At 50.8% G+C, this 23,764-nt stretch carries 20 protein-coding genes; 9 read left to right on the top strand and 11 right to left on the bottom strand.

What is annotated here, in order from left to right:
• Positions 1 to 576: 576 nt before the first annotated feature.
• The 11 genes from NE619_RS14805 to NE619_RS14755 all read right to left on the bottom strand — a co-directional run bounded on the left by NE619_RS14805 (position 577) and on the right by NE619_RS14755 (position 14,371).
• Positions 577 to 2,319 (bottom strand): NADH-dependent [FeFe] hydrogenase, group A6, encoded by a 1,743-nt coding sequence (locus NE619_RS14805; protein ID WP_256133225.1) that lies wholly within the window; start codon positions 2,317 to 2,319, stop codon positions 577 to 579.
• A 19-nt stretch (positions 2,320 to 2,338) separates the two neighbouring features.
• Positions 2,339 to 4,171, bottom strand: a complete 1,833-nt coding sequence (gene nuoF / locus NE619_RS14800; protein ID WP_420314511.1) for an NADH-quinone oxidoreductase subunit NuoF — start codon at positions 4,169 to 4,171, stop codon at positions 2,339 to 2,341.
• 66 nt (positions 4,172 to 4,237) lie between these two features.
• A complete protein-coding gene (nuoE, locus tag NE619_RS14795) occupies positions 4,238 to 4,732 on the bottom strand; it encodes an NADH-quinone oxidoreductase subunit NuoE (RefSeq protein ID WP_256133224.1) in 495 nt (164 codons plus the stop codon).
• Between the two features lie 316 nt (positions 4,733 to 5,048).
• Positions 5,049 to 6,791, bottom strand: coding sequence for an NADH-dependent [FeFe] hydrogenase, group A6 (locus tag NE619_RS14790; RefSeq protein ID WP_256133223.1), 1,743 nt, complete (start codon positions 6,789 to 6,791; stop codon positions 5,049 to 5,051).
• Between the two features lie 17 nt (positions 6,792 to 6,808).
• Positions 6,809 to 8,695, bottom strand: coding sequence for an NADH-quinone oxidoreductase subunit NuoF (locus NE619_RS14785; protein ID WP_305146650.1), 1,887 nt, complete (start codon positions 8,693 to 8,695; stop codon positions 6,809 to 6,811).
• A 24-nt stretch (positions 8,696 to 8,719) separates the two neighbouring features.
• Positions 8,720 to 9,214 (bottom strand): complex I 24 kDa subunit family protein, encoded by a 495-nt coding sequence (locus tag NE619_RS14780; RefSeq protein WP_256133222.1) that lies wholly within the window; start codon positions 9,212 to 9,214, stop codon positions 8,720 to 8,722.
• A 390-nt stretch (positions 9,215 to 9,604) separates the two neighbouring features.
• Positions 9,605 to 10,477 carry an IS3 family transposase gene (locus tag NE619_RS14775; protein ID WP_256133255.1) on the bottom strand — a complete coding sequence of 291 codons (873 nt, stop codon included), beginning with the start codon at positions 10,475 to 10,477 and terminating at the stop codon, positions 9,605 to 9,607.
• Positions 10,474 to 10,833: a hypothetical protein gene (locus NE619_RS14770; protein WP_256133221.1), complete on the bottom strand. Its 360-nt coding sequence runs from the start codon at positions 10,831 to 10,833 to the stop codon at positions 10,474 to 10,476. The genes NE619_RS14775 and NE619_RS14770 overlap by 4 nt, the downstream gene beginning before the upstream one ends.
• Before the next feature lie 390 nt (positions 10,834 to 11,223).
• Positions 11,224 to 12,132 carry a PhzF family phenazine biosynthesis protein gene (locus tag NE619_RS14765; protein WP_256133220.1) on the bottom strand — a complete coding sequence of 303 codons (909 nt, stop codon included), beginning with the start codon at positions 12,130 to 12,132 and terminating at the stop codon, positions 11,224 to 11,226.
• Positions 12,129 to 14,144 (bottom strand): ferrous iron transport protein B, encoded by a 2,016-nt coding sequence (feoB, locus tag NE619_RS14760; RefSeq protein ID WP_256133219.1) that lies wholly within the window; start codon positions 14,142 to 14,144, stop codon positions 12,129 to 12,131. Before feoB ends, NE619_RS14765 begins: the two co-directional genes overlap by 4 nt.
• Positions 14,144 to 14,371 (bottom strand): FeoA family protein, encoded by a 228-nt coding sequence (locus NE619_RS14755; RefSeq protein WP_256133218.1) that lies wholly within the window; start codon positions 14,369 to 14,371, stop codon positions 14,144 to 14,146. The genes feoB and NE619_RS14755 overlap by 1 nt, the downstream gene beginning before the upstream one ends.
• A gap of 1,022 nt (positions 14,372 to 15,393) precedes the next feature.
• Here NE619_RS14755 and NE619_RS14750 point away from each other — a divergent pair.
• The 9 genes from NE619_RS14750 (at position 15,394) to NE619_RS14710 (ending at position 23,764) form a co-directional block, all read left to right on the top strand.
• Complete coding sequence (locus tag NE619_RS14750; protein ID WP_256133217.1) at positions 15,394 to 15,816, top strand: acyl-CoA thioesterase; 423 nt, start codon at positions 15,394 to 15,396, stop codon at positions 15,814 to 15,816.
• A 313-nt stretch (positions 15,817 to 16,129) separates the two neighbouring features.
• On the top strand, positions 16,130 to 16,582 hold the full coding sequence (locus tag NE619_RS14745; protein WP_256133216.1) for a prepilin-type N-terminal cleavage/methylation domain-containing protein: 453 nt from the start codon (positions 16,130 to 16,132) through the stop codon (positions 16,580 to 16,582).
• A gap of 459 nt (positions 16,583 to 17,041) precedes the next feature.
• A complete protein-coding gene (locus NE619_RS14740; RefSeq protein ID WP_256133215.1) occupies positions 17,042 to 17,533 on the top strand; it encodes a prepilin-type N-terminal cleavage/methylation domain-containing protein in 492 nt (163 codons plus the stop codon).
• A gap of 127 nt (positions 17,534 to 17,660) precedes the next feature.
• On the top strand, positions 17,661 to 18,440 hold the full coding sequence (locus tag NE619_RS14735) for a prepilin peptidase (RefSeq protein ID WP_256133214.1): 780 nt from the start codon (positions 17,661 to 17,663) through the stop codon (positions 18,438 to 18,440).
• A gap of 13 nt (positions 18,441 to 18,453) precedes the next feature.
• The gene (locus NE619_RS14730; RefSeq protein ID WP_256133213.1) at positions 18,454 to 19,653 is read left to right on the top strand and encodes a type II secretion system F family protein; all 1,200 of its coding nucleotides are present in this window, start codon (positions 18,454 to 18,456) and stop codon (positions 19,651 to 19,653) included.
• Positions 19,654 to 19,710: 57 nt separating this feature from the next.
• Positions 19,711 to 20,595, top strand: a complete 885-nt coding sequence (gene pilM, locus NE619_RS14725) for a type IV pilus biogenesis protein PilM (protein WP_256133212.1) — start codon at positions 19,711 to 19,713, stop codon at positions 20,593 to 20,595.
• A 20-nt stretch (positions 20,596 to 20,615) separates the two neighbouring features.
• On the top strand, positions 20,616 to 21,206 hold the full coding sequence (locus tag NE619_RS14720) for a hypothetical protein (RefSeq protein WP_256133211.1): 591 nt from the start codon (positions 20,616 to 20,618) through the stop codon (positions 21,204 to 21,206).
• Between the two features lie 10 nt (positions 21,207 to 21,216).
• Positions 21,217 to 22,044, top strand: a complete 828-nt coding sequence (locus NE619_RS14715; protein WP_256133210.1) for a hypothetical protein — start codon at positions 21,217 to 21,219, stop codon at positions 22,042 to 22,044.
• Positions 22,045 to 22,075: 31 nt separating this feature from the next.
• A complete protein-coding gene (locus NE619_RS14710; RefSeq protein ID WP_330640785.1) occupies positions 22,076 to 23,764 on the top strand; it encodes a GspE/PulE family protein in 1,689 nt (562 codons plus the stop codon).

Below are 23,764 nucleotides of genomic sequence, written 5' to 3'. Positions count from 1 at the left end.
TTTGAGACTTGGGCAAGTGCAAGTCTTTTGCCTTTCAGCTGTATAGTAAACATTTTGCTTTTACAGCATAATGTGATAAAGCGAATCCGGCGCTTTTTGTGCTATGCTATGCAAAAAGCGGATCTTTTTTCAACGTTTCTCAGCTTCGCTAAAGGATTTCAGATAGAAATTCCTGAAAAACAAAACGGCACCTTCCTCAAACCCACTTGTTTCGTCTGCTTCAGGGATAGTTTCGGGCAAAAAGCACCAAGCCAAGGCGGCGGAACGGCGGCAGAAAAACGGCAGAGAGGTGGAGAGCGGCGGGGAGCGCCCGCGTCATCCTGCGGTAACTTTTCGCAAAATTAAGGAAAAGTTACGCAAAGTTGTGGGTTTGCGGGCCCTCAAAGCGGCAGAAAATGAAAATTTGTGCTATCGGCTCTTTCCGAGGCTGCGGGAGCATTGAAAAGTGCGTAACTTTTTGCAAAAAAGAGGAAAAGTTACCGCCGCTGCGGCCGGGGGTGCTTTGCTGCTAAGAGCATAAAAGGCCTCCATGAAAAAACCCCCGAAGCAAAAGCTTCGGGGGAAAGAAGTGGTCGTTTATTCTTCGTAATTCGGTCTTTCGTGGTAATGGGTGTGCAGGAGATCGTGGGACTTTTTGCCTCCGGCCATTCCCAGGAATTCCTTATACAGCTTTTTAACTGCAGGATTGTTGTGGGATTTGCGGATGTAAGTCGCGCGGTCTTCCTTGTACAAGCCCTTGGCTCTTTCTTCACGAACATCGATCCAGTTGCGGACATCGGACAGCTGCAGTGGCTGGCCGCCGCCGTTGATACAGCCGCCGGGGCAGGCCATGATCTCTACGAAGTGGAATTCTTCGCCGGAACGGATGGCGTCCATCAGCTTTCTGGCATTTCCCAGGCCGTGAGCTACTGCCGCGCGGACCTTGAGATCTGCGATTTCGATTGTCGCAATTTTGATGCCTTCCAGACCGCGGACTTCTTCATATTCAAAGTTATCTGCGGAGGAATCGTTGAGGATATCGGCAACCGTACGCAGGGCTGCTTCCATAACACCGCCGGTGGTACCGAAAATAACTCCCGCGCCGGAAGCGTTGCCGAACGGATCGTCAAAGTCGCTGTCTCCCAGATCAGGGAAGTCGATACCTACGTCGTAGATCATCTTGCCCAGTTCTCTGGTAGTCAGAACCACATCCACGTCAGCGCGTCCGTCCACGTTCATCTCAGGTCTTGCGGCCTCAAATTTCTTGGCCGTACAAGGCATAACGGATACAACAAAAATTTTATCCGGATCAATGCCTTCCTTCTGTGCGTAGTATGTCTTGAGCACAGCGCCAAACATCTGGTGCGGCGACTTGCAGCTGGACAGGTGATCCAGCATATCCGGGAAGTTGTGTTCGCAGAACTTGATCCAGCCCGGTGAGCAGGAGGTAATCAACGGAAGGGTGCCGCCGCCTCTGATGCGGTCGATCAGCTCAGCGCCTTCTTCCATAATGGTCAGGTCCGCGCCGGTATCCGTATCGAATACCTTGTCAAATCCCAGCATCCGCAGGGCCGTAACCATCTTGCCTGTTACAGGCGTACCGATGGGCATTTCAAAGTCTTCGCCCAGAGCGACTCTGACTGCCGGAGCAGTCTGCACAACAACGTGCTTGTCAGGATCATAGATCGCTTCCCAAACCTTGTCGATATCGCTCTTTTCGTGGAGCGCGCCGACAGGACAATAGTTGATGCACTGTCCGCAGTTTACGCATGGCGTATCCGCGAGGGACAGGTTGAAAGGAGCTGCGATTTTCGTTTCAAAGCCTCTGTTGACACAGTCGATGACGCCCACAGTCTGAATGTTTTTGCAGGCGCTGACGCATCTTCTGCAGAGGATACACTTGTTGGGGTCACGGACGATGGAAACGCCAATGTCCAGAGGCTGCTTTTTCTGCTCGCCTTCAAAACGAACGTTATCCACCGACAGCTTGTTGGCCAGAGACTGGAGCTCACAGTCCATCCAGCTTCTCGTACATGTCTGACACATGGAGTTGTGGTTGGAGAGAATCAGTTCCAGGTTGACCTTTCTGGCTTCCATAACTTTCGGCGTATGGGTGAATACCTCCATACCCTCGCTTACCGGATGTACGCAGGCAGCCTGCAGAGCTCTTGCTCCCTTGACCTCCACGACGCACATACGACAGCATCCCACTTCGTTTACATCTTTTAAGAAACAAAGAGTCGGGATGGTAATGTTTACTTCCTTCGCGGCCTCGAGAATGGTGTAATTCTCAGGCACGTAAAGCTTAATCCCATCTATGGTTATATGTACTTTATTCATATTGTTTTACGCTCCCTTCTTACGCATTCTTGAGGATGGCCTTGAACGGACATTTTTCCATACACAGTCCGCACTTAACGCATTTATCCTGATCAATTGAGAACGGCGTATTCTTATCACCGGAGATACACTGGGTCGGACAGCCCTTCTTACAGATGCTGCACCGTTTACAGGTATCGGTATCGATGATGTATTTAACCATCGACTTACAAACACCGGCCGGACATTTTTTGTCCACAACGTGGGCGATGTATTCATCGCGGAAATATTTCATGGTGGAAAGTACCGGGTTGGGAGCCGTCTGGCCCAGTCCGCAAAGAGCGGAAGCTTTGATGTTCTTTGCCAGAACTTCCAGCTTATCCAGGTCTTCCATAGTTCCTTTACCTTCGGTAATTCTGGTTACGATTTCCAGCATCCGCTTGGTACCGATCCGGCAAGGCGGGCATTTGCCGCAGGATTCGTCTACTGTGAATTCCAGGAAGAATCTCGCCAGGTCAACCATGCAGGTATCTTCGTCCATGACGATCAAACCGCCGGAGCCCATCATGGAGCCCAGTGCGATGAGGGATTCGTAATCGATCGGCGTATCCAGCTCACTGGCAGGAATACAGCCGCCGGAAGGTCCGCCTGTCTGAGCGGCCTTGAATTGTTTTCCGTTGGGAATTCCGCCGCCGATGTCATAAACGATCTCGCGCAGGGTCGTCCCCATTGGAATTTCAACAAGTCCCGTGTTATTGATCTTTCCGCCGACCGCGAATACCTTGGTACCCTTGGATTTTTCCGTACCGATATTCGCAAACCAGTCCGCGCCCTTTAAGATGATGACAGGAACGTTGGCGTAGGTTTCCACATTGTTGAGGATGGTCGGCTGGCCGAACAGACCCTTTACTGCCGGGAACGGCGGTCTCGGTCTCGGTTCGCCGCGCTTTCCTTCTACGGAAGTCATGAGAGCGGTCTCTTCTCCGCATACGAAAGCTCCGGCTCCCAGACGGATTTCCAGGTCAAAGTCAAAGCCCTTTCCGAAAATATCCTTGCCGATTAAGCCGTAGGCTTTTGCCTGCTCAATGGCGATGGAAAGACGCTCAACAGCGATAGGATATTCCGCTCTTACGTAAACGTAGCCCTGATTGGCGCCGATGGCATAGCCGGCAATGGCCATGGCCTCGATGAGAGAATGAGGGTCGCCTTCCAGAACCGAACGGTCCATGAACGCGCCCGGGTCACCTTCGTCGGCGTTGCAGCATACGTATTTCTGAGCAACCTGCTGAGCCGCGGCAAAGCTCCATTTTGTTCCGGTCGGGAATCCGGCGCCGCCGCGTCCTCTCAGCTGAGAAGCTTTGATGGTGTCAATAACGTCCTCCGGCTCCATTTCGGTAATAACCTTTTCCAGAGCCAGATAGCCGTCTCTTGCTATGTATTCGTCAATTTCTTCCGGATTGATGGCACCGCAGTTTCTCAGGGCGACACGCATCTGACGGGAGAAAAACTCAACGTTGTCCAGGGCGTTGGTAATTTCTTCGGCAGTTTTGTCTCCTGCAAGGAGTCTCTTGACGATTTCGCCTTTTTGAACGTGGGATTCAAAAATCTCGGAAACATCCTCCGGCTGTACGGTTGTGTACATAATATGATCCGGATAGATCATTACGATCGGGCCTTCGGCGCAGAGACCAAAGCAGCCGGTCTTTACAACCTTTACATCATCCTGCATCTTATTGATGCGAATCAGTTCTTCCAGATTTTCAATGATCTTCATGGAACTGGAAGACGTACATCCCGTACCTCCGCAGACCATGATGTGCATCCGGCCGCCTTCCTTGGTAGGTTCAGCGTCTTTATCCACACGGATCATCATGTCCGCACGCTTTGATTCTCTTATTTTGCTAATATCAGCAATACTTTTTATCATTTCGGCACCCCCTTACAGTTCTTCATACTTATCAAGAATGTCGTCCACGTCATCCGGAACCAGCTTACCGTAAACTTCATCATTGATTGTAACGACCGGTGCAAGACCGCAGGCGCCGATGCATCTGCAGGCGTCCAGGGAAAACTTCTGATCATCCGTACACTCGCCCACATCAACGGATAATCTGGTCCTGAACTTATCTAAAATCTCATTTGCTCCCTTAACGTAGCAGGCAGTACCCATACATACGTTGATTCTGTATTTCCCCTTCGGATTGATCGAGAACTGGGTATAAAAGCTTACAACCCCATACACTTCAGCCAGAGGAATGTCCAGCTGATTTGCGATTTCACGCTGTACTTCCAGAGGAAGATACCCGTAAACCTCCTGAGCTTCGTGCAGTACCGGAATCAGCGCTCCACGCGTGTCCTTATACTTGGCAATAATTTTCTGAAGCTCTTTTGCCTTTTCCTGTGATTCAGCACATCCGGTGCATTTGTCAGTCATCGGAAACTCCTTTCATTCATCAATAAAACAGGTGAGTTTTGTGTAAATTAATAAATATATTCAGAATATATTTATAACTCCTCGTTAAAACCATAACATGCCGTTTAGCGGCAAGTCAATGCTAATCGTTGTACGAAATTAAAAACAGCAAGATTGTGATTTTGAGGTTCAAAAAACAGGGGTTTGAAACTGCTTTCATTTATGAAAAATTAACAAATTTGCTAAAATTCAGAATTTGCCTGAAAATAGACATAGAAAAAAGACCTGTTTTTTAACAAACAGGTCTTTTTTTGAACACGATTTTGCGATTTTGCAACTAGTCTTCGTAATTCTTTCTTGGAGTGTAGTGGGTGTGCAGCAGTTTGTGGGACTGTTTGCCGCCGGCCATGCCCAGATACTCTTTATATAATTTCTTAACAGCCGGATTGTTATGTGATTTGCGGATAAACATTTTCCGGTCTTCCTGATAGAGGGATTTGGCTCTCTCCGCTTTGATGTCGATCCAGTTGCGGACATCAGACAGCTGCAGCGGCTGGCCGCCTCCGTTGATACAGCCGCCGGGGCAGGCCATGATCTCTACAAAGTGGAAGGTTTCTCCGCTGCGGATGGCGTCCATCAGCTTTCTGGCATTGCCCAGCCCATGGGCTACGGCCGCGCGCAGCTCCAGATCGGCAACCTGCAGCTTGGCGATTTTGATACCTTCCAGGCCGCGGACTTCTTCGTATTCGATGTTGTCGGCGGAAGTTCCGTTGAGCAGATCGGCAACTGTACGCAGCGCTGCTTCCATAACGCCGCCGGTAGTTCCGAAGATGACACCGGCACCGGTAGCCTCGCCGAATGGATCGTCGAAATCGCTGTCTCCCAGATCCGGGAAGTCGATTCCCACGTCATAGATCATTTTACCCAGTTCGCGGGTGGTGAGTACCACATCCACATCAGCGTGTCCGTCCACCTGCATTTCCGGTCTTGCGGCCTCGAATTTCTTGGCGGTACAAGGCATAACGGAAACTACGAAAATATCGTCAGGATCGATGCCTTCTTTTTCCGCGTAATAGGATTTGAGGACTGCGCCGAACATCTGGTGCGGCGACTTGCAGCTGGATACGTTGTCCAGAAGATCCGGGAAGTTATGCTCGCAGAACTTGATCCATCCTGGGGAGCAGGAGGTGATCAGCGGCAGCTTGCCACCGCCCCGGATGCGGTCGATCAGCTCGGCGCCTTCTTCCATAATGGTCAGGTCGGCCGCCGTATCGGTATCGAACACCTTGTCAAAGCCCAGCATACGCAACGCTGTAACCATCTTGCCGGTTACGGCTTCGCCGATGTTCATATTGAATTCTTCTCCCAGGGCAACCCGGACCGCTGGAGCCGTCTGTACGACTACGTGCTTTTTCGGATCGTTGAGGGCTTCCCATACACGGTCCGCGTCTCCCTTTTCGTGGAGAGCGGCAACCGGGCAGACATTGATACATTGCCCGCAGTTGGTGCAAGGCGTATCCTCCAGCTTCATGCCGAACGGGGAACCAATGACCGTATTGAATCCGCGGTTCATGGTGTCAATAACGCCCACAGTCTGAATGTTTTTGCAGGCCCCGATGCATCTTCTGCAGAGAATGCATTTGTTAGGGTCGCGGACGATGGAAACGCCGATGTCCAGAGGCAGACGCTTTCTGTCTCCCTCAAAGCGCACGTTTTCCACAGAAAGCTTGTTGGCAAGGGTCTGCAGCTCGCAGTCCATCCAGCTTCTGGTACAGGTCTGGCACATGGCGTCGTGGTTGGAAAGGATCAGTTCCAGGTTGACTTTTCTGGCTTCCATAACCTTCGGCGTATGGGTGAATACTTCCATGCCTTCCTTTACCGGGTGTACGCAGGCGGCCTGCAGGGCCTTTGATCCCTTGACCTCCACAACGCACATCCGGCAGCAGCCGATCTCGTTGATATCCTTCAGGAAACACAGGGTAGGGATGGTGATGTTCACTTCTTTTGCCGCCTGCAGGATGGTGTAGTTTTCCGGTACGTATAACTTGATTCCGTCTATTGTAATATGAACTTTGTTCATGGTTTCGTGCTCCTCCTTTACGCGTTCTTAAGTATTGCCTTGAACGGACATTTTTCCATACAGAGGCCGCACTTGACGCATTTATCCTGATCAATAGCAAACGGTGTGTTCTTGTCTCCCGAGATACACTGGGTCGGACATCCTTTTTTACAGATGCCGCAGCGCTTACATACATCGGTGTCAATTTTGTATTTGATCATGGATACGCAGACTCCGGCAGGACATTTTTTATCTACAACGTGAGCGATATATTCATCTCTGAAATATTTCAATGTGGAAAGAACCGGATTCGGAGCGCTCTGGCCCAGTCCGCACAGCGCGGAGGCCTTGATGTTTCTTGCCAGAACTTCCAGCTTGTCCAGATCTTCCAGGGTCCCTTTTCCTTCCGTGATCCGTACGAGGATCTCGTGCATACGTTTTGTTCCGATCCGGCATGGCGGACATTTGCCGCAGGACTCGTCCACGGTGAAGTCGAGGAAGAATCTTGCCAGGTCTACCATACAGGTGTGCTCGTCCATTACGATCAGCCCGCCGGAGCCCATCATGGAGCCCAGCTTGGTCAGAGAGTCGTAATCGATGGGCGTATCCAGATGCTCTGCCGGAAGACAGCCGCCGGAAGGTCCGCCTGTCTGCGCGGCTTTAAAGGTTCCGCCGTCGGGAATTCCGCCGCCGATATCATAAACGATCTGACGCAGTGTCGTTCCCATAGGAACCTCAACCAGGCCGATGTTGTTGATCTTGCCGCCGAGAGCGAATACCTTGGTTCCCTTGGATTTTTCCGTACCAATGGAATTGAACCAGTCCGCGCCCTTGCGGATGATCTGCGGAATGTTGGCGTAGGTCTCTACGTTATTGAGTACGGTCGGTTTTTTCCAGAGACCTTTTTCTGCGGATCTTGGAGGCTTTGGACGAGGTTCGCCCCGCTTGCCTTCGATTGAGGTCATCAGCGCGCTTCCTTCGCCGCATACGAAAGCTCCGGCGCCCAGTCTGACTTCCAGATTGAAATTAAATCCTTTTCCCAGGATGTTGTTTCCCAGAAGTCCGTACTCTTCCGCCTGACGGATGGCAACGCCCAGCCGCTTTACAGCTACCGGATATTCGGCGCGCACATAGATGTAGCCCTGGCGAGCGCCTACCGCATAGCCGTTGATAATCATGGCCTCAATTACTGAGTGGGGATCTCCCTCCAGAATGGAACGGTCCATGAACGCGCCGGGGTCTCCTTCGTCAGCGTTGCAGATAACATATTTTTCGTGATCCTGCACAACTGCCGAAGACTCCCATTTGCGTCCTGTCGGGAAGCCGCCGCCTCCTCTGCCGCGCAGTCCCGACTTTTTGATCTCGTCGATGACTTCGTCGGGTTCGTATTCGTTCAGAACCTTGGCCAGGGCCTGGTAGCCGTCCAGGGCGATATATTCGTCGATGTTTTCGGGATCGATGATGCCGCAGTTGTTAAGCGCGATTCTTTTTTGCATAGCAAAAAACGGAATCTGCGGAAGGCGATCCTCGATCTCTTCGTATTCTTTTTCTCCGGCCAGAAGTCTGGTTACGATCTTTCCGCCCATAATATGGTTTTCAAAAATTTCCGCAACATCTTCCGGCGCCACCTTTGTGTACATGACATGCTCCGGGCAGATCATCATGATCGGGCCTTCGGCGCAGAGGCCGAAACATCCGGTCTTGATTACTTTTACATCAGCGCCCAGATTGTTCTTTTTGATTTCATCCTCAATGGCTGCGGCCACCTTCAATGAACCGGAAGATGCGCATCCGGCAACGCCGCAGACCAGGATATGTATTTTTCCGCCTTCGGGAGACGGGTTTTCCGTGCGGTCCAGGCGGACGGTAATATTGCCCAGAGCACGGTCCTTTAAAGCATTCAGTTCCTCAATATTTTTAATCATGATCGTTTCTCCTTCTGCAATCCGTTATTTATCTTCGTACTTGTCAAGAATGTCGTCTACGTCATCGGCAGTCAGCTTGCCGTAAACCTCGTCGTTGATCGTTACGACAGGCGCAAGTCCGCACGCTCCGATACAGCGGCAGGCATCCAGAGAAAACTTTTGATCGTCGGTACAGTCTCCGACGTCGATGGAAAGTCTTGTTTTGAATTTGTCCAGAATTTCATTGGAACCTTTTACATAGCAGGCCGTTCCCATGCAGACATTGATTTGATATTTGCCCTTTGGGTTAATGGAAAACTGCGTATAGAAACTTACGACCCCATAGACCTCTGCCAGAGGAATGTCGAGTCCCAGCGAAATCTCCCGCTGAACCTCCAGGGGCAGGTAGCCGTAAACCTCCTGAGCCTCGTGGAGGACAGGGATCAGCGCTCCGCGGGTGTCCTTGTACTTGGCAATGATCTTTTTGAGTTCTTTTGCCTTCTCGCTTGCCTCGGCACAGCCGGCGCAATTTGTGGTCATGATAAAGTACTCCTTTCAACAATAAATAAAACATAAATCCGAGTGAGACGCATAGTTAGTCCCGTCTAAAATATGCGTAAAATGTATTGACAATAAGAAATTTTATCATATTTGATACTATTGTGTCAATAAAAGGAGATACTGTATACAAAATAATATGAACAGTCTAGCTGCGCGGGGCATTTGTTAAATTTGTCAGTCAACGGTCTTGCGGCCTCAGGAATTATTGTTTTTAAGGAGCTGAGGTGGGATGGAGGCTTGAGGTGGGGTTGCCTGGGACGGCCCAGGATGGGATGAAGGTTTGAGGTGGGGTGAAGGTTTGAGGTGGGGGTGGCTGGGATGGGGAGTGAGATAGGGTTTGCACTAGTCAACAAAAAGTAGACAGTTATCTTAATAAGTAGTCATTGATGGATCCGCGAAGTATTGCCGATACTGTTTTGGAGTCAGGTAGCTCAGAGAGTAGGCAGGACGCTGTTCATTGTAGAACACGATGTAATCCGCCACTTCTTCTTGGATGTGCTCGTTACTGGTAATATGAAGGTCCGTAAAGAGCTCGGCCTTGATCCACCCATTCATGGCTTCCATTGCCGCGTTGTCCGTTGGCGTACCGGCGCGTGACATGGAATGCAGGATGTTATGTAGAGGGAGCAATTCGTTGAAGGCTTTTGACGCGTATACGCAACCCTGGTCCGTATGGAGCACCATGTCGAGCTTTGGGTATTGGCTTTTGATGTCGATCAAATCATGGAGGCCACTGATATAGGTCATCCGGTCTCCTCGCTTTCGCGATAGACGATGGGCCAGAATCTCATGGTTCCACAGGTCCATGAAAACGGTCAGTTCATAGTAGACCCCTTTGAAGGAAATGGCCGTCATGTCACTTACGACGCATTGAAGGGGTCCGTTGACTTGGAGTCCTTGCATCAGAAGGTTCGGATAAACTTTAAAAGGGTCTCCCGGTTTTTTATATCGATAGTGCTTTGACTTGCTGACAATTCCCGCCGTTTTACAGCATTTATGCGCGTAAGGGTCCGACAAGACCAGGCCCGTGTCAAGGCGTATTTTCGCGTTAAGCCATCGATACCCATGGGAAGGATATTTTTCGTGATATTCTTTGAACAGCATCAAATTGTTCGCAAAGGTTTTCAAACGCTCCGAAGGATGCTCAAGACGGCGTTTCCATTTATAAAAACCGCTTCGGTTGACGCCTAGAAGGTCGCAAAGCACCTTTATGGGAAACTTCGCGGAAAGTTCAAAAACTATTTCAAATTCTTGCTGTTTAAAGAAATGAACTCCTTGTTTTGCCCACCCCCTTTCACTTCGTACCCTTTTTTTGCGCGCAATTCATTCGCCTTTGATCGAATTAACGCTTGGATTAATTCTTCTTTTGACATCGATTGATACGATTCCATATCTCCATCGGATCCGGATTCAATGGCAACCGCTGAAATGGATTTATGCCGCTTTACTGGAATGCCATGCGCTCGTTTGTAGTCCGTGACGTACCCCTCCGCGCAGGACTTGCTGATTTCATATTGGACCATCGCGTCCGCTTTGCTGATTTCACGGGTGTAAATCCGCCGGCCTATGTCCAATCGTTGTTCTTTTGTGTATTTCATTTGATACCTCCTATGGATACTTTTTGTAGAAGTGTTCCAGGTTTCACTTTAGTGTAACCCTTATTCATTACGGTGTCTACAAAAAGTGGGTGGGTGTCTACTTTTAGTTTACCACTACAGTTGCCTGGGACGCGATGGGTGGCTTGGCGCTTTTTGCCTGAAATTTAGCCCGATGCGGACGAAATCTGTGGGTTTGCAGGTTTCTCCCATTTGTTTAGGGGAGATTCTTACCTGAATTTGACGGACGGGGCTGCGAAACGTTGAAAAAAGATCCGCTTTTTGCCAACTTTTCATGGGAAAGATCCGGATTCGCTTTACTGCTATACATCGGGAAAGCGACAAGGCTTTTCCCCCGGCGCAGCATAGGACGGCTGTAACGGAAAAAGAAAGTTAGAGTTGAATGGTCCCACTGGCCAGGATCTTTGCGCTGCCGCCCACCTGAATCAGAGGCGGCTTGTCCGGGGCCTGCCGGCGGACATGGGTCAGAATCCTGGAAGGGCGCTCCATCGCTTCCCCCTGAATAAAGGTGCATTCGCTTTCATCTGCGATCAGGTTATGGGAGAACAGGTAATAGGTGAGAGCGCCGCTTGCGGTGCCGGTGGCGGCTTCCTCATTGATGCCGTAGAGCGGAGCGAAGTCGCGGCAGTGGGCGGTTACGCTGAAGTCAGCTCTGTCCAGGGTAAAAACGTGGACCCCCGTAACCTGATGTTTTTCCGACAGTGCGGCCAGCGCAGGAAAATCCGGCGTTATGGCGGCCAGCGCCTGCCGGTTTTTTACAGGGAGAATGATATCGGGAAGCCCCGTGGAAATAATCATGGGAAACAGCCGGACATACGTGCTGCAGCTCTGAGGGACGATCAGATCCTCATAAGGCAGACCCATAACGGAATAGAGCTCGCTCAGCTCCTGGGGCTCCCTGAGGGTGCGCAGATATTGGGGCTCCGCCATCTGCATCATGACAAAGCCGCGCTGCAGCTTTATGGTCAGCTGGCCGGCCAGAGTCTCGGCGGTCAGATCGCAGTCGGAATCCACGACGCCGGATTCCGAGAGGGCGGCAAATGAGCCAATGGTGGCGTGGCCGCACAGATCCACCTCGTCAGTAGGAGTAAAGTAGCGGACGTGAAAGCGATCCGCATCCAGCTGTTTGATAAAAGCGGTTTCCGAATACCGCAATTCTGCGGCAGTTTTTCGCATGATGTCCTTCTGGGGAAAATCTTCTCCTTTATCCAGGAGGACCACACCGGCGGGATTGCCGCCGAACAGCTCTTCGGTAAAGGCATCTACGATATAAAATCTCATAGGAACAAACCTCCCACATGAAAAACAATAAAGGAAACGATCCAGGCCACCACACACTGGAACAGCATGACTCCAAAAGCATAACGCCAGCCGCCCATTTCTCTGCGGATGGTAGCCAGGGTCGCTACGCAGGGCATGTACAGCAGGCAGAAAACCAGAAAGGCAAAGGCGGACAGAGGCGTGAATACCTGAGTCAGCATAGCAGAGAGCGAAGCGCCGTCCGCGGCTCCGGTGAGGACCGCCAGAGTGCTGACTACCGCTTCCTTGGCGGACATGCCGGTAATCAAAGCCGTGGCCGCGCGCCAGTCGCCGAAACCCAGCGGAGCGAAGATCGGAGCCGCGATTTTTCCGATGTCCGCGAGGATGCTGGTATCGCTGCTGCTCACCATATTAAACCCGGTGTCAAAGCTTTGGAGAAACCAGATGACAATGGTAGCCACAAAGATGACGGTGAAGGCTTTTTTTATGAAGCCCTTTACGTTTTCCCACATGCGCAGAGCCACGCTTTTCATGGCCGGAATCCGGTAAGGCGGGAGCACCAGCACAAAGGGAACCGGGTCGCCTCTGAAAAGCGTGCCCTTAAAGGCCAGGGCGCAGACGATGGCGACGATGATCCCGGTCACGTACAGCCCGATCATGACCAGCGCCTTGTGATCCGTGAAAAAGGCGGCGGTGAACATGGCGTAAATGGGCAGCTTGGCACTGCAGGACATGAAGGGAATCAGAGCCATAGTAAGGCTGCGGTCCCTTTTGCTGGGCAGGGATCTGGTCGCCATGATCGCCGGAACCGAGCAGCCGAAGCCGATGAGCATCGGCACGATGGAGCGGCCCGACAGCCCCAGCTTGCGCAGCAGTTTGTCCATGACAAAGGCGACCCTGGGCATATAGCCGCTGTCCTCCAGAATCGAAAGGAAGAAGAACAGCACGGCGATGATCGGCAGGAAGGAAAGAACGCTTCCCACGCCCGCGCAGATTCCGTCGATCACCAGCGAATGAAAGGCCGGATTGACCCCCGCTCCCAGCAGCGCGTAGCTGATGGCCTCTACGCACTTGTCGATGCCTGCCGACAGGAGGTCGCTGAGCCAGGTCCCCAGGGAACCGAAGGTGAAATAAAACACCAGCAGCATGATGCACAGGAAAATCGGAATGGCAAAGATCCGGTGGGTGAGAATCCGGTCCATGCGCACAGAACGCGCGTGCTCCTTAGTGCTCTGTACCGGACGGCTCAAAACCTTCTTGCACAGCTTTTCGATGAAAGCGTAGCGCATGTCAGCCATTGCCGATTCCCGGTCAGTTCCCAGATGATTCTGCATATCCTCGATCAGGTGGTCAATGATATCCAGTTCCGGATCGCCCAGGCGAAGGGCTTCCAGAGTCGGTTCATCGCCTTCCACAATCTTGGTGCAGCAAAACCGCAGAGGAAGCTCTGCTTTTTTCGCATCCTCCGCGATCAGATGGCTGACCGTATGGATGGCCGTATGTACATGTCCGGAGCAAAAGTCGATCTTCTGCGGTACGTGATGCTCCCTGGCCGCCTGCAGCGCGTAATGGATCAGATCGTGGGTGCCTCGGTTCTTGCTGGCCGCGATGGGGATGACCGGTATGGTCAGCTCCTGGGAAAGCTTTTGCAGGTCAATATCAATTTGATTGTTTTCCATCTCGTCCATCATATTGAGCGCCAGAACCATGGGCAGCTCCAGCTCCATCAGCTGAAGGGTCAGATAAAGGTTGCGTTCAAAACCGGTGGCGTCGATGACGTTGACGATGACGTCCGGCTTCCCCCGCAGAAGGATCTCTCTGGTAGCTACGTCGTCTATGGAATAGGCGGAAAGCGAATAAGTACCGGGAAGCTCAATGACGTTTACATCCTTGTGGTTTTTTACGGGACCTTCCTTGGTCTTGTTGCCCGGCGTGGAAAAGTGGCCGGTATGGACCGACCCTCCGGTCATCTGGTTGAAGAGGGTGGTGAGCCCACAGCCGGGATTTCCGATCAGCGCAATGTCGATTCCCATTAATGCACCTCCGCAACTTCGATTCGTGCGGCTTCTTCCCTGCGCAAGGTCAATTCGTATCCCCGCAGGAAGATTTCGATGGGGTCCCCCAGCGGAGCGACCTTCCGCACCAGCACGATGGTTTTCGGGGTGAGTCCCAAATCCAGCAGTCGTCTCCGCAATGCGCCTTCGCCGCCCACGGAAACAATGTAGCCCTTTTTTCCGGGCTGAAGTTTGTCCAGTGTCATGTATCTATAATTCCTTTTCTCTTATTTGTAATATTTTCAATAGTGAGTTTATGCTAACACTATAATTAATATGTGTGGAAAAGTCAATGCGGGGCGGAAGGTTTTGATGAGAAGGCCAGGCGGGAGCTGCGGGAATGTGCGGCGGCGTGTAAAGCGGCAGTGACCCGGAGCTGCGTTTTGCCCGGAAAAAGCAGCGGAAAAATATATTGTATACCTATATATATGTGTGTTCTTTTTGGGATAAATGGATTATACTGTTCTGACTGGATTAATACGGCGTTGCCGTAAGGAGCAGAACGAGTGAAACAAGCTCGACGTTGCTCGCTTGTTATATTGTTCTGACCGGATCGTATCGGCGTTGTCGTAAGGTGCGGAACGAGTGAAACAAGCTGCTCGATATGGCTTGCTTGTTGGAGTTTGCTTGAGGTATCTTGCGGGAGCGCGGGTTTGGGTTCGGCGATGAAGTATTAATTATTGGAAAAACGTGTACAAAATAAGAAAAAAGTACATTTTGTACACGTAAAATCGGCTATTTTCTTTAGGAAGTCTTGTTTTTAACCAAAATTTGCGCTTTAAACGGGAAAATACACATAAATTTGTAATTGTTACAAATTTATCCATGAAAAACGTGTACAAAAATAAAAAATGCTATACTTTGTACACGTTTTGAAAAAGCAAGGTGCGGAATTGTGAAACTTGTTTGATGAGGCGCGGGCCGGAAGGAACCTGAACAGCCCTGCGGGCTGCTTGACGGACTGTCTGGTGGACTGCGGTAACTTTCTGCAAAAAGCAGTGCAAAGTTACGCAAAGTTGTGGGTTTGCGGGTGCTCGAAACCGTGAAACGTGAAAATTTGTGCTGCAAGCGGGTTCGAAGGCTGCGGGATCGTTGAAAAGTGCGTAACTTTCCGCAAAAAACATCAATAGTTACCGGGACGGCTTTTTCGCGACTCGCGACACGTCGGGACGCGATCTGCATATGTTTAGTAATGAGGCAATATAAAAGCAATCAGGAGGAAAACAAAATGAAAGAGTATAAAATATCTCACCTAGTAAAGTCAGAGGACCTGAATCATCACGGCACCCTGTTCGCCGGGAGAACAGCCGAGTGGCTGGTGGAAGCGGCCTTTATCGCTGCCGCCGCGACCCACGGCAGGCCGCAGGATGTTCTGTGCGTCAATGTTCACGGATTTACCTTTAAAAAGCCGGTACAGAAGGGCGATATTCTGACGATTCACAGCCGCATCGTTAAGACAGGAAACACCAGCCTGATGGTCCACGTAAAAGCTCTTTGCGAGATTGATACGGGGCAGAACGTGGAAGGCTTTGTTACCTTTGTCTGCGTGGAGCCGGACACGAAGAAAAAAAGGTTACATGGTATCGTTTTAGATGAGCCGGAAAATGAGGAAGAAGCGACTTTGCGGGAACGGGCGCTGAAAGTTATGTAATTTAAAAAAAGAAACGGAATTTATTCAAAAAAAGGGTTGCATGGTAACGATAAAGTCCATGTAACCTTTTTTCGTAAAAAACGATGAATTGTGTAATAAAATGGACGTTTTATGTAATAATTGTTCAATAAATAGTGAAACTGGTTACACGACTATATGGATAGCGTGTAACAATTGGGGAGCGATGGGTTTATGACAGCAGACCTGCCAAAAAAAGTGTCGAATGGTGTTGTAAATTTGGTGACACGAGGTTATAATGACTTGTAACCAAACGGAATACATTATTAATGCATAGAGAGGGGAGAATTCCAAAATGTTTGAATTAGTAAATAAGAAAAGAAGTGAATTAGCCAAAGGTAAGAAAAAAGGATTTACCTTGGTAGAGGTTATCGTAGTACTGGTAATCCTGGCGATCCTGGCGGCGATTTTGATTCCGTCGATGATTGGATGGATTAGAAAAGCAAATGAGAAGACAGTGCTGGTAGAGGCTAGAAATGCCTTGCTTGCACTTCAGACGGTCGCATCCATGACCTATGATCCAACTGCTGGTACTACTGGCTTTGATAGAAGCGCTGATTCAACGAAAGCGTGGGATTCCATGAAAGAGTTAACAGAAGATACTAATATACAAACCAAATGCCAAAACTTAGTAGTAACGAATGGTAACATTACGAGCTTTACTTACCAAACGAACGAATATTATGTAGACTATACTGGTGCTAATAAATTTGCTGATCCTGTTAAAGGACAGAAAACACAACCATAAAACGAGGCTGTTTAGCTCAGGAGATGTATTAACAAGCCAAAGGCTGCCGCAACCAGCGATGAAAATCGCGAGGCGGCAGCCTTTTCTTCGTTTAATCTGAAACGATACTTTTGGAAGATGTGGCTTGAAGCGAAACGTTTGCTCATCAAATCTGCGACCAAGGTGTTTCTTTTCGGCCAATGGTCGCGGGAAATCACAGTGGACCGGCAATTTGGTCGCAAATCTGCACTCTGTTGTCGACTGAAGGAACCAGTCTGCCTGCTCCCGGGAACAGCCTGCATGCTACCAACCCGGCCAGAGCTGACGAAAAGCTCATAGCAGGCAACGGCAACTCTTTCTTCAAATCAACCGCAGTTCCACAAAGCTGCGGATTTGAAGGAACCAAGACAACAGCGCTGCCTTCGCTGAGCGCCGGGAAGAAACCTGTTTTGAAGATACTTACGGATCGTGGGGCCCATCATGATAATAGAAAAAAGAGTCACTAAAAAACAAAATACTAGAAGAGGCTTCACGTTGGTGGAGGTCATCGTAGTGCTGGTGGTTCTGGCGATCCTAGCGGCGGTTTTAGTACCGACGATGATCGGATGGATCAGGAAAGCCAACGAAAAGGCGGCGATCGTTGAAGCCGAAAATATTTTGCGGGCCGCCCAGACGTTTGCTGTCGAGATGGCGGCAAACCCAGATGCGGAATGGAAAGAAAATGATGGAACGATTGTATTGAAAAACTTTGGCCCGCCATACAGTGGAAGTGTAAAAGAAATTATGGAACTGGCCGAGCTGTCTGACCCTGATGCTGCCAGTGGCGAATTAGAAGACGATATAATCTTCAAAAACTACAAAGTAGACACCTTCACCTACAAAATCCCCGCCGCCACCATAACTTACCATGCCCAACCCGGCGGTTCGGGTGAAAATAGTTACACTGCGGGGTTTACCATAGAGCCAAATTAAGATAAAATAGAACTAATGCGGATTTTGTCGAATCTGCCTTGTGGGAAAGGCGGCGAAGACGGGCCGCCCGGGCGGGCAGAAGGCCTTAATTCCGCCCACTTCTAAAAATCAAACAAAGGGAGAACTTATGGGACAGCTATACATAGCATACGGAGTCATATACGGATTCATTCTGATCGCAGGCATCTGCATCGGAAGTTTCCTCAACGTCCTCATCTACCGCATACCGGAGAAAATAAGTTTCGCCAAGGGAAGATCCTTTTGCCCGGCCTGCGGACACGAGCTGCGGGCGATTGATTTGGTCCCTGTAATTAGCTTCCTTTTCCTGAAAGGGAAGTGCCGCTACTGCGGCGATAAAATATCCTTTCGTTACCCACTGATCGAGCTGCTGGGAGGGGCCTTCGCGCTGTGGAGCGCTTTGAGCTTCGGGCTTACCTGGCAGGCAGTAGTGGGTTTTGCCGTTTCCTGCATTCTCCTTGTGATCGCCTTCATCGATATCGACACCATGGAGATCCCCGACGGGCTGGTGCTGGCTTTACTGGTACTGGCGGTGGTCAGCCTGATCTGCTTCAGAGACATCACCTGGATCTCCGGCGTCATCGGATTCTTCGTGATATCACTGCCCATGCTGCTGATGAACCTTATCATCAAAGACAGCTTTGGCGGCGGAGACATCAAGCTCTGCGCGGCCTGCGGCCTCATGCTGGGATGGCAGCAGATGCTGGCGGCGGCACTGATCGCGCTGGTTACGGGAGGCATTTACGGGGCGTACCTGCTGATTACAAAGAAAAAAGACAGAAAGGACCACTTCGCCTTCGGTCCATTTTTGAGTTTTGGAATTATCGTAGCTTTGTTTGCGGGAAACTTCCTGATCCAAAGCTATTTAGCCATATTTAATCTTGCATGAGAGGAGAACGACTGTGCCTGCATATCAATACAGAGCCGCCAGACAAAACGGAAAATCAGTAAAAGGAACCGCGCAGGCGGCCGACCCGGCAGCGCTCAGAGCAGATCTGAGAGAGCAGGGCATCTTTCTGATTTCCTGCGAGGAAACGAAAGACAAGCGGGATACCAAAAAAATGAAAGCAAAGCAGCTGGCGGAATTCTGCCGGGAACTGGGTATGATGATCAGCTCCGGCGTTCCGCTGATTCGTGCGATCAGCATTATGGCGCAGCGCGATGTCAAACCGCAGGTCAAAAAAATCTACACCGACCTTTATCGGGACCTGCAGAAAGGCATGATGCTGTCGGAAGCCATGGCTGCGCAGGGAAACGTTTTCCCCGACCTTTTAATCAATATGTATAAGGCCAGTGAAAGCACCGGCGGCATGGACGTCACCTCAAAGAAGATGGCGGCCCACTTCGAAAAAATGCACAAGATTAATCAAAAGGCCGTATCGGCGGCCGTATACCCAATCATACTGATGGTAGTGACCCTGGTGGTGCTGCTGGTGGTATTTCTGGCCGTGCTGCCTAAATTCTTTGAACTGTACGAGGACATGGACGCTCCTATGCCGGGCATAACCCAGTTTATGCTGGGCCTCAGTAAGGGAATTCAAAGTCACTGGCTGGTGATCCTCATTGTAATTCTGGTGTTGATCCTCGTGATTAAGGGGGTAATCGCACAGCCCAGGGTAAAGGCTGTTTTGGATAGAAAGAAACTGGGTATTCCCATTGTAGGAAAGCTTCTGCGGACCATATACACTTCCCGTTTTGCCAGAACGCTGAGTTCTTCCTATTCCAGCGGTATTTCCATGATTAACGCCCTGGAAAATACCAGAGACACCATCGGCAACTCCTACATAGCGGGCCAGTTCGACCAGCTGATCAGCGATGTCCGGGAAGGTCAGCCCCTGTCCGCTTCCATAGGAAAGATTCAGGGCATCGACAACAAGCTGCCGGCGAGCATCCTCATCGGAGAAGAGACGGGGCGCCTGGACTCCATGCTGGAATCCATCGCCGATACCTTTGACTACGACGCGGAAATCGCCCTGCAGAGAATGACCACACTGATGGAACCGGTGATGATTATTCTCATGGCCATTGTCATCGGCTCAGTAATGATTTCCGTAATGCTGCCCCTGCCGACGCTGTACAACGCCATCGGCTCAGGCGCATAAGCAGTGGGAAACTCCTGAGATCAGCAAACAAAAAACAACCTGGAAATGAGGGAAAACATGGATACAGCGATTTACATAGGAAACGAAAAAATGCAGATGGTCTGCGGAGCGAGGAAGGGCGATTCCCTCAACCTCGACACCTTTGCGCAGGTCAGCCTGCCGGAGGGCGCGGTCCTCAACGGGGTCATCACCAATGAGGAACTTTTTGTCATGTCCTTTCGCCAGCTGATGACGGAACACCCGGACATGCTGGACCGGAAAGTACGGCTGCTCATCGGCGGAGACCAGATTCTCACCAAACTTTCCATAGCTCCCCGGATCCCCGAAAAGCAGATGCTGGAATGGATCAAAGGCGAGTTTTCAGAATCGGAAACAAAAGAAGAGATGCTTTACGATTACCGCGTCATACGCAGGGATGAAGAGGGCGATCTGGCCCTGATCTGCGCGGCGCAGAAGGAAATGATCGGCTCCTATATCGACATCTTTGATGAGCTGGGCGTTGAACTGGAAAGCATCGGAGCGGGGCTGGACAGCCAGATCAAGCTGCTGGAGTTTCTGCCGGAAACCTGCGATGACAGCTTTATCTTCCTGACGCTGGACGGCAGCAGCCTTTACGCCAGCATTTATGTGGACGGCATCTTTCGGATTTCCAACTGGACCAGACTGTTCAGCGAGCGGAGCACGCCGCCCATCAGCGGAGAGATCGAGCGCATGGTATCCAACCTGATGCAGTTTTCCCATACGGAGGGCTATGCGCAGGACATCAAAAAGATTTATGTCTGCGGGTGCAGAAGGGATGAAATCTTTATTTTCAAGAACATCGCCGAGCGGTTTTCCCTTCCCACCGATCTTCTGCGGGACAGAGAAGGACTCATAAACACCGGCAGCGACAAGAAGGTTCGCGTGGATGAATACGTATATGCCATAGGCACTTTATTATAGGAATGCGGAGAAAAAGCCAGATGAAGAAAGCGAAGACAGCGAAAGTAAAAAAACTGAAGAAAAAAGAGATCAATTTTTATGAGCGCTATTACTATGATCCGGAAGCTGAGGCCAAGAAAAAGTTTTTCGCCACAGCGGTTATTCCGGTGGCAGCGCTGCTGGTCATTATACTGGGCGTTTTCGGTTTCTTTAAAATCAGTGACGCGGTGCAGAAACACCAGATCAAAGAGATTGAAGAATATCTCAGCTCGCCGCAGACGACCCAGAGCTATGACGAGGCTGTGGAACTGCAGCAGAAACGGGATGAACTGGCCGGAGTCCACAGTTCCATGGAAAGCATCGTTTCTCAGATCGATGGACTTCCGGATATGGATTCCTCCGTCATCGGAAGGATCAACGCAGCTCTTTCCGGTTCCAAAATCGTATCCCATACCTATGATTCCGGACTGGGAACCTTTGTGATCGTGACCAAGACCAAGACAGCGGCACAGATGCCGGGAGTGGTAAAGCGGCTCAAAGCGGTGGGATGCTTTTCCGATGTGCAATATAAAGGGTATGAGGATAATGATTCCAAATACGTGGCGACGATCAGCTGCGTAATGTTCAGATAAGGAGAAGGGCATGGGCAAAGAAAAGAAGAAAAGCATTGACATAATGGGTCAGCTGGGAAAGCTGTCCAAGCGGGAACTGGTCCTGATCTATATCCTGGTCCTTCTGGTGATCGTGGCCGGAGGCGTTACCTTTCTGATCCTGCCGGCATCGGAAACCCACAGCGATGTGTCCGACGCGCTGATGGCCGCGGAACAGCAGAAAAACGAGGTTGATCTGATGATTACGCAAAAGCCTGCTCTGCAGGATCAGGTTACGGAATACAAAAAGGGTATCAGCAAGCTGGCGGACCAGTTCAATGAGATCATGGTCAATGAAGACATCGACACCCTGATTACCGGTATGATTACCTCCAGCGGCCTGCGGCCGGTGTCCCTTACGATCGGCAGCACAGAGGAAAACGGAGACCAGCAGGCTTCCGGCGGACAGACAACGGATGGAACCGCTGCTTCCACAGAAAACGGAACGGCGCAGAACGGCGAAACAGGAGCGTCCGAAGAATCCCAGAACAGGAATTCCCAGGAAAGCGGAACCGCGGACCAGCAGAATACGGATGTCAGCTCTCCCCAGACTCAGACCATTGCTTCGGGAAACGATTCTGTGGTAACGACAACCATGGTAACGGCAAAGGTAAAGGGCAGCATGGGACAGTTTTCCGCGCTGATCGGCAGGGCGGCCGCTAAAAAAGGCGTAGCCGTGAGGAGCTTTGCCCTCACTGGTCAGGAAAAGGACGAGACGGCCTCCGCTCTGGCAGAGGTACTCAATGGAGATAAGAAAACAAAGGAATATCCGTATACGGCTGAGCTGGTGTTTGAAGTTTATCAGAGCAGCCGGAAATAGATATAGATAAGGAAAGCGAGGGGAAAGCGGCATGGCAATGAAAAACGTTCGAATTGGAGATGTCCTCATAGAACACGGATATATCGATGATCAGCAGCTGCGGCAGGCTTTGGAGTATCAGAGCCAGAACAAGGGAAAGCGTCTGGGTTCCATCCTGATGGAAATGGGCTTTGTGACGGAGCATCAGATGCTGGATGCCCTGGGCCACCGGATGGAACTGCCGGTTGTGGACATATCGGGAAAAACGCTGGAGACCGAGGCTGTCAGCCTGATTCCCCGTCAGGTGGCGCAGAAGTACGAGTTGATCGCCGTAGAGGAAAAAGACGGCATTTTGACAGTAGCCATGAGCGACCCTCTGAATTTTTACGCTGTCGAGGATGTGAGACAGATCACCCAGAAGACCATCAGCGTGGTGCTGGATGTCAGCGAGCATATCAAAGCGGCCATTGACCGGTATTATTCGGAGATCGTAACCAAGCAGGCCTTCCAAAAGGTCGATGTGGTTATGCCGGCGGAAGAGCTGGCTCAGCTGGAACCTACGGGCGACGAGGCGCCGATCGTTCAGGCGCTCAACAATTTGCTGGTTCAGGGCTACCGAATGGGGGCCAGTGATATTCATATCGAGCCCTTCAAAAAGCATATACAGGTGAGAATGCGTGTGGACGGCGTAATCACGGAGATTGTAAAGCTGGCTCCGGCGCTGCAGCTGCCTTTGGTTGCCAGAATTAAGATTTTATCGGGAATGGACATCGCGGAGCGGCGGCTGCCGCAGGACGGCCACTTCCAGATCCGTTTGGAAGATATGGAGATCAACACTCGTGTTTCCATCGTGCCCACAGTCTTTGGAGAAAAAGCCGTTATCCGGTTTTTATATACCAATGTGGTGGTGGACCAGGAGCAGACCTACGGCATGACGGAAGAAAATTACGAAAAGTTCCGTTCCATGATTTCCAGCCCCCACGGCATCATTTATATCACAGGGCCTACCGGCTCGGGTAAGACGACGACCCTTTACATGGTGCTGGAACAGGTAGCGAGGAAAGCGGTCAATGTTTCCACCATAGAAGACCCGGTGGAGCGGAATCTCCCTCAGGTCAATCAGGTGCAGGTGAACAATACCGCCGGGTTGACCTTTGATGTGGGCCTCAAGGCGCTGCTGCGTCAGGACCCGGATGTCATCATGGTCGGCGAAACGAGAGACAGCGAAACGGCTTCCATTTCCGTGCGTGCGGCGATTACCGGACATCAGGTGTTTTCCACCCTTCATACCAACGATGCCATTTCCTCCATTGTCCGGCTCAGAGATATGGGAATCCCTTCCTATATGGTAGCCAACTCACTGGTGGGACTGGTGGCCCAGCGTCTGATGAGGAAGGTTTGCCCCCACTGCGGAGAGACCTATCAGGCTTCGCCTGCGGAGCTGAAGGCTTTGGGACTGGACATCGACGAGAAGGTTTCCCTGAGAAAGGGAGCGGGATGTTCCAAATGCAATCATACCGGGTATATGGGAAGACGGTCGATCCACGAGATGGTGCTCATCGACAAGGCAATCCGCAAAATGATTACCGAGGAAGTTGAGATGAGCCGGATCCGCCATTACCTGAGAACTGAGCAGAATTTCAAAAGCCTCTACGATGCGGCCAGGACCTTGACCCTGCAGGGCATCACCACGATGGAGGAATTCTATAAAATCGCGTATTACGCAGAAGAGGATGATTGA

The sequence above is a fragment of the Anaerovorax odorimutans genome, from assembly GCF_024459955.1.
Classification (GTDB): domain Bacteria; phylum Bacillota; class Clostridia; order Peptostreptococcales; family Anaerovoracaceae; genus Hominibacterium; species Hominibacterium odorimutans_A.
This window is presented reverse-complemented; position numbering and strand designations above follow the sequence as displayed.

Coding starts and splice junctions, on each gene's coding strand:
- NE619_RS14805 (WP_256133225.1), bottom strand. CDS start 2,319: ATGAATAAAGTACATATAACCATAGATGGGATTAAGCTTTACGTGCCT.
- nuoF (WP_420314511.1), bottom strand. CDS start 4,171: ATGATGATCCGTGTGGATAAAGACGCTGAACCTACCAAGGAAGGCGGC.
- nuoE (WP_256133224.1), bottom strand. CDS start 4,732: ATGACTGACAAATGCACCGGATGTGCTGAATCACAGGAAAAGGCAAAA.
- NE619_RS14790 (WP_256133223.1), bottom strand. CDS start 6,791: ATGAACAAAGTTCATATTACAATAGACGGAATCAAGTTATACGTACCG.
- NE619_RS14785 (WP_305146650.1), bottom strand. CDS start 8,695: ATGATTAAAAATATTGAGGAACTGAATGCTTTAAAGGACCGTGCTCTG.
- NE619_RS14780 (WP_256133222.1), bottom strand. CDS start 9,214: ATGACCACAAATTGCGCCGGCTGTGCCGAGGCAAGCGAGAAGGCAAAA.
- NE619_RS14770 (WP_256133221.1), bottom strand. CDS start 10,833: ATGAAATACACAAAAGAACAACGATTGGACATAGGCCGGCGGATTTAC.
- NE619_RS14765 (WP_256133220.1), bottom strand. CDS start 12,132: ATGAGATTTTATATCGTAGATGCCTTTACCGAAGAGCTGTTCGGCGGC.
- feoB (WP_256133219.1), bottom strand. CDS start 14,144: ATGGGAATCGACATTGCGCTGATCGGAAATCCCGGCTGTGGGCTCACC.
- NE619_RS14755 (WP_256133218.1), bottom strand. CDS start 14,371: ATGACACTGGACAAACTTCAGCCCGGAAAAAAGGGCTACATTGTTTCC.
- NE619_RS14750 (WP_256133217.1), top strand. CDS start 15,394: ATGAAAGAGTATAAAATATCTCACCTAGTAAAGTCAGAGGACCTGAAT.
- NE619_RS14745 (WP_256133216.1), top strand. CDS start 16,130: ATGTTTGAATTAGTAAATAAGAAAAGAAGTGAATTAGCCAAAGGTAAG.
- NE619_RS14740 (WP_256133215.1), top strand. CDS start 17,042: ATGATAATAGAAAAAAGAGTCACTAAAAAACAAAATACTAGAAGAGGC.
- NE619_RS14735 (WP_256133214.1), top strand. CDS start 17,661: ATGGGACAGCTATACATAGCATACGGAGTCATATACGGATTCATTCTG.
- pilM (WP_256133212.1), top strand. CDS start 19,711: ATGGATACAGCGATTTACATAGGAAACGAAAAAATGCAGATGGTCTGC.
- NE619_RS14720 (WP_256133211.1), top strand. CDS start 20,616: ATGAAGAAAGCGAAGACAGCGAAAGTAAAAAAACTGAAGAAAAAAGAG.
- NE619_RS14715 (WP_256133210.1), top strand. CDS start 21,217: ATGGGCAAAGAAAAGAAGAAAAGCATTGACATAATGGGTCAGCTGGGA.
- NE619_RS14710 (WP_330640785.1), top strand. CDS start 22,076: ATGGCAATGAAAAACGTTCGAATTGGAGATGTCCTCATAGAACACGGA.